7 protein-coding genes are annotated in these 8,601 nt (G+C 64.2%); 4 read left to right on the top strand and 3 right to left on the bottom strand.

Going from position 1 to position 8,601, the window contains the following annotated elements; genetic code table 11:
- The 4 genes from JQ597_RS33085 (at nt 1) to JQ597_RS33100 (ending at nt 4,280) form a co-directional block, all read left to right on the top strand.
- Nucleotides 1-1,782, top strand: coding sequence for a flavin-containing monooxygenase (locus JQ597_RS33085; RefSeq protein ID WP_212269611.1), 1,782 nt, complete (start codon nt 1-3; stop codon nt 1,780-1,782).
- A gap of 142 nt (nt 1,783-1,924) precedes the next feature.
- Nucleotides 1,925-2,893, top strand: coding sequence for a peptidyl-alpha-hydroxyglycine alpha-amidating lyase family protein (locus JQ597_RS33090; RefSeq protein WP_212269612.1), 969 nt, complete (start codon nt 1,925-1,927; stop codon nt 2,891-2,893).
- Between the two features lie 217 nt (nt 2,894-3,110).
- Complete coding sequence (locus tag JQ597_RS33095) at nt 3,111-3,668, top strand: HNH endonuclease (protein ID WP_192738334.1); 558 nt, start codon at nt 3,111-3,113, stop codon at nt 3,666-3,668.
- A 111-nt stretch (nt 3,669-3,779) separates the two neighbouring features.
- Nucleotides 3,780-4,280 (top strand): GrpB family protein, encoded by a 501-nt coding sequence (locus tag JQ597_RS33100; protein ID WP_212269613.1) that lies wholly within the window; start codon nt 3,780-3,782, stop codon nt 4,278-4,280.
- Between the two features lie 108 nt (nt 4,281-4,388).
- Here JQ597_RS33100 and JQ597_RS33105 read toward each other — a convergent pair whose 3' ends face one another.
- Genes JQ597_RS33105 through JQ597_RS33115 form a run of 3 tightly spaced genes read right to left on the bottom strand, consistent with a single transcriptional unit; the run spans nt 4,389 to nt 8,305 of the window.
- Nucleotides 4,389-5,957, bottom strand: coding sequence for a GMC family oxidoreductase (locus JQ597_RS33105; RefSeq protein ID WP_212269614.1), 1,569 nt, complete (start codon nt 5,955-5,957; stop codon nt 4,389-4,391).
- An 18-nt stretch (nt 5,958-5,975) separates the two neighbouring features.
- Nucleotides 5,976-6,845, bottom strand: coding sequence for a peptidyl-alpha-hydroxyglycine alpha-amidating lyase family protein (locus JQ597_RS33110; RefSeq protein WP_212269615.1), 870 nt, complete (start codon nt 6,843-6,845; stop codon nt 5,976-5,978).
- Between the two features lie 41 nt (nt 6,846-6,886).
- Complete coding sequence (locus tag JQ597_RS33115) at nt 6,887-8,305, bottom strand: M20 family metallopeptidase (protein ID WP_212269616.1); 1,419 nt, start codon at nt 8,303-8,305, stop codon at nt 6,887-6,889.
- Nucleotides 8,306-8,601 lie beyond the last annotated feature (296 nt).

Below are 8,601 nucleotides of genomic sequence, written 5' to 3' on the forward strand. Positions count from 1 at the left end.
ATGCTCGACAGGACGGACGATATTTCGGTGGCCGCCGACAACTGGCTGGCGCAGTTCGAAGAGGCGCTGGCGAAATCCGATAGCGACCTGCTGAAGACGCTGTTTCATGCCGACAGCCATTGGCGCGACGTGCTGGCGCTGAGCTGGAACATCCAGACTGTCAACGGCGCGGACGCCATCCTGGAAGAGCTCGCGCTTCACGCGCCCGCCGCCGGCCCTGTTGAATTTGCGGTCGATCCCAACCGCGCCGCGCCGCGCAAGGTGATGCGCGCGGGCACCAACGCAATCGAGGCGATCTTCAAGTTCGAGACCAGGGTCGGACGCGGCAGCGGCATCATCCGGCTGATTCCGGATGCCGGCAACGTCCTGAAGGCCTGGACGCTGCTGACCGAGCTTGGCGAACTCAAGGGCTTTGAAGAGCAGATCGGCGTCGCGCGGCCGCGCGGCAACGCCTATTCACGCGATTTCCGCGGCCCCAACTGGCTCGATCTGCGCAGGGCTTCCGCCGGCTATGCCGAACACGACCCGACCGTGCTCGTGATCGGCGGCGGACAATCCGGCCTCTCGATCGCGGCACGGCTGAAGCAATTGAATGTCGATACGCTGATCGTCGATCGCGAGAAGCGCATCGGCGACAATTGGCGCAAGCGCTACCACGCGCTGACGCTGCACAACCAGGTGCAGGTCAACCACCTGCCCTACATGTACTTCCCGCCGAACTGGCCGACCTACATCCCGAAGGACAAGCTCGCCAACTGGTTCGAGGCCTATGTCGAGGCCATGGAGCTGAATTTCTGGACCGAGACCGAGTTCGAGGGCGGCAGCTACGACGAGCATGAACAGCGCTGGACCGTGACGCTGCGGCGCGCCGACGGCAGCAGGCGCACCATGCATCCGCGCCATGTCGTGCTCGCGACCGGCGTCAGCGGTATCCCGAGCCGGCCCGACATTGCCGGCCTGAAGGATTTCAAGGGCAGCTTGATGCATTCCAGCCAGTACGACGACGGCGAGAACTGGAAGGGCAAGCGCGCGATCGTGATCGGCACCGGCAACAGCGGCCACGACATCGCGCAGGATCTGCATTCAAGCGGCGCCGAGGTGACGCTGTTTCAGCGCTCATCGACGCTGGTCGTCAGCATCGAGCCCTCGGCGCAACTGGTCTACGCGCCCTACAATGAGGGCACGCTCGAGGACAACGATCTGATCGCGACCTCGATGCCGCTGAAGGTGGCGCGGAGGAGCCACGCGCTGACCACGGAGAAATCAAAGGAGCTCGACAAGGAGCTGCTGGAGGGACTTACGCGCGCGGGCTTCAAGCTCGATTTCGGCGAGGATAACACCGGCTGGCAGTTCAAATACCTCACCCGCGGCGGCGGTTATTATTTCAACGTCGGCTGCTCCGATTTGATCGTCAAAGGCGACATCGCTCTGAAGCAATTCGCCGATGTCGAAGGCTTTGTCGCCGATGGCGCTGACATGAAGGACGGCGAGACCATCGCCGCCGATCTCGTCGTGCTGGCGACCGGCTACAAGCGGCAGGAAGAGCTGGTGCGGTTATTGTTCGGCGAAGCCGTCATGAACCGCGTCGGCACCATCTGGGGCTTTGGCGACGGCCAGGAACTGCGCAACATGTACACCCGCACGGGCCAGCCCGGCCTGTGGTTCATCGCCGGCGGCCTCGCGCAATGCCGCATCGGATCGAAACATCTGGCGCTGCAGATCAAGGCGATCGAGGAAGGGTTGCTGCCGCGCGGTGCCAAGCCGGCGGCGGCCAGCGCGTGAATCCATCAACCAAACCAACGCCGTCATTCCGGGGCGTGCGAAGCACGAACTACGATGTGCAATTGCACATCGGAGAATCTCGAGATTCCGGGTCTGGTCCTTCGGACCATCCCGGAATGACAGCAACAATGGGGGAATAAACATGCCATCCATTCTGGGCTCGGGCGAACACCGTTATCGCGTGGTGGAGAACTGGGCGAAGCTGCCCGATGGCTGGAGCCTGACCGACGTCGCTTCCGTCGCGGTCGACAGCCGCGACCGCATCTACGTCTTCAACCGCGGCGCCCACCCGATGGTGGTGCTGGACCGCGAGGGGAATTTCCTCAGGAGTTGGGGCGAAGGGCTGTTCAACCGCGCCCATGGGCTGCACATCGACGCCGACGACAATCTCTATTGCACCGATGACGGCGACCACACCGTGCGCAAGTGCTCGGTCGACGGCAAGGTGCTGCTGACGATCGGCATCCCGAACCGGCCAAAGCCGTATATGAGCGGCGAGCCGTTCCACCGCTGCACCCATACGGCGCTGTCGCCGAAGGGCGAGATCTATGTCTCTGATGGTTACGGCAATGCCTGCGTCCACAAATACACACCCGACGGCAAGCTGTTGAAGAGCTGGGGCGAGCCGGGCTCCGATCCCGGCCAGTTCAACATCGTCCACAACATCGCAACCGACGTGGACGGCTTCGTCTACGTCGCCGACCGCGAAAACCACCGCGTGCAGGTGTTCGACGGCAACGGCAAGTACGAGACCCAGTGGAACAATTTGCACCGGCCCTGCGCGCTGCATTGCTGCGGCGGCAAGCATCCCACCTTCATTGTCGGCGAGCTCGGCCCCGGCATGCCGGTCAACCTCAAGGTACCGAATCTCGGGCCGCGACTCTCCATCGTCGACGCCAAGGGCCAGCGGATCGCCCGGCTCGGCGGTGAGGACGGCCCGGGGATCGAGACCGGCAAATTCCTCGCCCCCCACGGCCTGGCGCTGGATTCCAGAGGCGACATCTATGTCGGCGAGGTCGGCGTCACCAACTGGAAGACCAGCTTTCCGGACACGCCGATGCCGACGGAGGTCGGCGTCGGCCGCTGCCTGCAGAAGCTGGAGAAGGTGTAGGACCGGCCGCGCGGCTCGAGGCTGGCACGCCCGATCACGATGGATTGACCGCCGATGCCTGCCCCTGGAGATGCCTCGAAGGCCCACGGAACCATGGCGATTCGGGGGCGGCATATGCTGGATAAGGCCCGGAACACTCTTCACAATCCCGTCACGCTGCCTGTAGTATGCAGGGCGCATGCTGCTTCGCAGCTAACATGGGAGTCAGGAGCGTTTCTTGAACGCACACGTCTCGCAAGGCGGTTGGCCGGTATTGGTGCTGAACGCGGATTTCCGGCCGCTGAGTTACTACCCGCTGTCTCTCTGGTCGTGGCAGGACGCGATCAAGGCGGTGTTCCTCGACCGCGTCAACATCGTCGAGCATTACGACCGCGCGGTGCACAGCCCGAGCTTCGAGATTCAGCTGCCGAGCGTGGTGTCGCTCAAATCCTTCGTCAAGCCGACCACGCATCCCGCCTTCACCCGGTTCAACGTCTTCCTGCGCGACCGGTTCTGCTGCCAATATTGCCTGGCGCATGACGACCTCACCTTCGATCACATCATCCCGCGCAGCAAGGGCGGCCAGACCACCTGGGAGAACGTCGTCGCGGCCTGCTCGCCGTGCAATCTGCGCAAGGGCAATTTGACGCCGCAGCAGGCGCGGATGTTTCCAAGGCAACACCCGTTCGCACCGACCGTGCATCAACTGCACCGCAACGGGCGCCTGTTCCCGCCGAACTATCTGCACGATAGCTGGCTCGACTATTTGTATTGGGACACCGAGCTCGATCCGTAGAGCCGGGGACGCTGTTATCGCGGGAATCAAATGAGTGCCACGCTTTCCGGCGCTGTGAGTTTCCGATAATTCAATCTGAGATAAGCGGGTACGCCGCGGCCTGGCTTTCCCATGCCCCTTACGAGTTCGATCACGCCCTACGATCCCGAGTGGCCGCAACGGTATGCGGAGGAAGCCGAGCGATTGTCTCCTACCTTCGGATCGGCATTGCAGGAGATCCATCACGTCGGCAGCACAGCCGTGTCGGGATTGGCGGCGAAACCTGAGATCGACATCCTGGCCGTGGTCACATCCGGCAGCGTTCCCGAGGAGTGGACCCGGGCATTTGAAGCGCTTGGCTACCGGCGCGGCGGCGACCTTTCACCAGGCCACCATTTCTTCAAGCGGGATGTCGGCGGCGTCCGCACGCACAAGCTCCACGTTTGCCGCGAAGGCCATCCGGCCATCGCGCGAATGCTGAAATTCCGAGACCATCTTCGCCTGCATCCGGCCGATCGGTTGAGGTATCAGGAATTGAAGCTCGCCCTCGAACGGGAAAATGCCGACGGCATTCACCAGTACCTTGCGGACAAGGCGCCGTTTATCAACTCCCTTCTCGCCGGCCTCGAGTGAGAAGCCCCGGCTCGCGCACCAGGCCGCTTGGTGGCCGGCACGTCTCGGCATCCGCCGCGCCATGTCGGGTTCAACGGCGCTAATCGTGACGGCCGGCCTCCCGGTCCCTCACTTCCCGCCCCTCAACCTATCCGCCATCCGCTCGGCGATCGCGACCGTCGTCAAATGAGTGTTGGCGCGCGGGACTTCCGGCATGATGGAGGCGTCGATGACGCGCAGGCCGGTGCAGCCGATCACGCGGCATTCGGGATCGACCACGGCGCGAGGGTCGTCGGCCGCGCCCATGCGGCAGGTGCCGCTGGCGTGCTGGGCGTCGCTGCACTCAGTGAACAGCCAGTCGTCGAGTTCGGCTTCGCCGAGCGCCTCGTCCATCGAGCGTCCGGTGGCGCCGTATTCGACGCGGTGGGCGATGTCGGTGATGGCGGGCTGCAGGCAGATCTCGCGCAGGCGGCGCACGCCGTCGCGCATACGAATGAGATCGCTGCGATCGGACAGCATACGCTCCTCCACCGCCGGATCGATGGTCGGGTCTGACGTGGTGATGCGGACGTGGCCCTGGCTGAACGCCTGGTAGATCGACACCGCGATGCGGCCGCGCGCGGTGCTGGCCGTCTGATTGACGTCTCGGGCGAGGTTGCCGGCGATCATGATCATGTCGTTCTCACCGGCGCCTTCGAGACCGGAGCTGTAGCGCAGGCAGCAATTGGTGTGCCGGTGCATCAGCGTGCCGACCTGGCCGTGCTCGCGCAGATGCAGCAGCGCATCCATGATCGGATGATCGAGCAGGTTTTCGCCGACCGGCAGATCGGCCAGAACAGGGATGCCCAACCCTTCCAGCAATGCCGCAGGACCGATGCCGGAGCGCTGCAGAATGGCGGGAGAGTGAATGGCACCGGCGCAGAGGATCACCTCATACTTCGCCGTGGGCGCATATGATTTGCCGCCGATGCGCACCCGGACCGCACGGGCGTGGAGCCGGTTGCCTTCGAATTCGATTCCTTCGACCAGGGCATCGCCGACGATCCGCAAATTCTCGCGGCCGCGCGCCGGCTCGAGGTAGCCGTCATTGGTGGAGACGCGGCGCCCGGCCTCGCTGTTGATGGCGTAGGGCGACACACCTGTGCCATCAGGCGCGTTGTGGTCGTCGCACCAGCCATAGCCGAGGCCGAGCGCGGACTGGCGCAGCGCCCGGTCCACGTTTCCCCAATCCGGCACCGGCGCGCGATACACCGGGATCGGGCCGCGATCGCCGTGATAGGCCGCGTCCGGAAAATTCTTGTCGGTCTCCAGTTTGCAGAACCAGGGCAGCATCGCGTCCCAGCCCCATCCCTCACAGCCGCTTCTTTCCCAGCGGTCGAGATCGTCAGGCATCGCGCGGATGGCGATCTGGCCGTTGATCGTGGAACTGCCGCCCATGGCGCGCCCGCGCCACAGCAGGCGCGGCGCCTGCTGCTCGGTTCGCCTCGCCAGGAGCTTGGGCCAGCGGAAATTATCATCGCCGATGGCGCGCATCGGGTTCGGGATCTGGATGTGCTCCGGCGTGTCGGCGGTGCGAAAATCCTGCCCGGCCTCGAGCAGCAGCACGCGATGGGCGGGGTCCTCGCTGAGGCGCGCGGCCAGCGTGGCACCGGCGGAGCCGCCGCCGATGATGATCGTGTCGTACTCCTGGTCAATCATGCACGGTCACCGACAAAGTCATTCCCTCACGTATTTCTGGATGCGCCAGTTCAGCGTGTCGGCGACGAAGATCTCGTCGCGCGGGCTCACAGCGATGTAATGGGCTTCACCATATTTACCGAGCGTTTTGCCCTGCCCTGCGCCTGATATCATCCCCACCACCTTGCCGCTCAGATCGAGCTTCATGATCTGGCCGGTGTGACCGGCTGCCAGCCAGATGTGCTGATCGTCGCCCATGAACAGCCCGCAAGGCGCGCCGGGATGCTGCGAGCAGCGGATGTAATTGCCGTCGGCGTCGAACACCTGGATGCGCTCGTTCCTGCGGTCGGCGATGTAGAGCAGCCCTTGCGCGTCGAACACCAGGGAGTGCGGCAGGTCGAATTCACCGGGCCCCTTGCCGTTGCTGCCCCAGGTCTTGATGAAATTGCCGTCAGGATCGAACTTGATCACGCACGACGTGCCCTTGCCGTGCCCTTGCAGCACGAAGATGTCGCCGGTCGGGCCGACCACCGCCTCGTTCGGTTCGTGGAACAGCCGTAGGTGCCCGAATGGATGCCACTCGCCGGTGTGGCCCTTGACGCCGAGCACCATTTCCAGCCGACCGGACGGATTGAACTTGTAGACCAGGTTCGCGGCAACGTCGGTCGCCCAGATGTTGTCCTGCGCGTCGATCCGCAGGCCGTGCGAGCGTTCGAACATCCCTTCGCCGAACCCGCGGATGAAATGGCCGTCGGGATCGAATTCCATCAGCGGCATCAGCCCGCGATGAATAACGAAGATGTTGCCTTTGGAATTGAAGGCAACGCCCGACGTGCCGCGGAAATTCATGCCCGGCGGCAGCTTGAACGATTCGGCCACAGCGACGTAGGGAAGTGGTGGGAATTCCATTCGCGCCGCCCCGAAACGTTCGTTCGCCAGGTCAGGCCCGCTCAACCCAACGACATATCCAGCGGTGGCGCGACATTATCCGGTAGCGGACAGACATAGGGCGTGCGCGCGGTGCGCTTCTTGAGGTCGGCCTTCGCGGCTGCGATCAGTTCCGGCTCGCCCAGCGCCTGGACGCCGAGCGCGGCCATCGCCTTGGCGGCCTGGACCATGGCCTTGTGGGCATGCGGGCTCTTGCCCTGGGCGACGATCTGCCAGGTGTGAAACGGCGTTCCGATCGCGACCGTGGGAGCGTGAACCTGAACGGTCGGGACCACCCAGCTGACATCGCCGACATCGGTCGAGCCGATCTGCGGATTGCGCTTGGCATCCAGCGGCACGATGAAATCAGCCAGCGGCCGGTCGGTCGGATCCATGCCGATCGAATGATAGACGGAGGCGATGTCCTTGTCGGTCAGGGTTGCGCGGATTTTTGTGGCGAACTCCTTGTCCGCCTCGTCGAAATGCGGGGGGCCGAGGTCCGTCATAATGCGGTGCAGGGTTTGCTCGAGCGGGGTGTTGTCCAGAACATTGGAGACGGCGGAAATGATCCGCATCTCCACGCTTGTTTCGGTCATCAGCGCGGCGCCTTGCGCGATCTTGTGAACGCGCCCCACCAGCGCGTTCATCCCGGGCAGGTCGCGGTCGCGGATCGAATAGCGCACGCGGGCGTGGGCCTGCACCACGTTAGGGGCAATGCCGCCGGTGTCGAGCAGCGCGTAATGCACGCGGGCTTCGCTCGGCATGTGCTCGCGCATGTAGTTGACGCCGACATTCATCAGCTCCACGGCGTCGAGCGCGCTGCGGCCGAGATGCGGCGAGACCGCGGCGTGCGAGGCGCGCCCGGTGAAGATGAAATCGGCGCGGGTGTTGGCGAGCGACGGCGTCACCGCGACTTCCCAGAAACTGTTGGGGTGCCAGGTGATGGCGATGTCGGCATCATCGAAGGCGCCCGAGCGCACCATGAAGGTTTTCGCCGCACCGCCCTCCTCGGCGGGGCAGCCGTAATAGCGCACGCGCCCCGGCGTCTTGCTCGCGGCTAGCCAATCCTTGACGGCGGTGGCGGCGAGCAATGCCGCCGAACCCAGCAAATTGTGGCCGCAGCCATGGCCATGGCCGCCGGTCTCGATGGGGCGATGTTCCGCGACGCCCGCCTCCTGGCTGAGACCGGGCAGCGCATCATATTCGCCAAGGAAGGCGATCACGGGACCGCCCTCGCCCCATTCGCCCATCAGGGCGGTGGGAATATCGGCGACATTCTCGGTGATGCGGAAACCCTGATGGCGCAGTTCGGCCAGATGTTCGGCGGCAGAGCGCGCCTCGGTGTAGCAGACCTCGGGCATCGCCCAGACCCTGTCGGCCAAATCGATGAAGCGCGGCTTGATGACGTCAATGCCCCGCCAGATGTCGCTGCGATTGTCCATGCTACGGTCCCCGATCGTTGTTTGGATGAAATCGTATCAGCTTCGCCTGACCCGGCCTAGCGCCGGGCGGGTGACCTGCCATGCGGCTGGCGAGGCATACATGCGCCAGCGATCTCGCGACGCGATGCGTCCGAGCTTTGGCAGAAACTTCCCGCCCTAAATACAGAGGGCGCAGGGAAGACCGGGTGCGCGCTGCACCCGCGGTCCCGTGTGCGGTTTGCACTAAGTAGGCTGCACACGAGCATACAGGGCAGCGGAGAACACCCGGCCTTCCCTGCGCAATGGCTTTACGGCTT

It is taken from the genome of Bradyrhizobium sp. AUGA SZCCT0177 (genome assembly GCF_018130125.1).
Classification (GTDB): domain Bacteria; phylum Pseudomonadota; class Alphaproteobacteria; order Rhizobiales; family Xanthobacteraceae; genus Bradyrhizobium.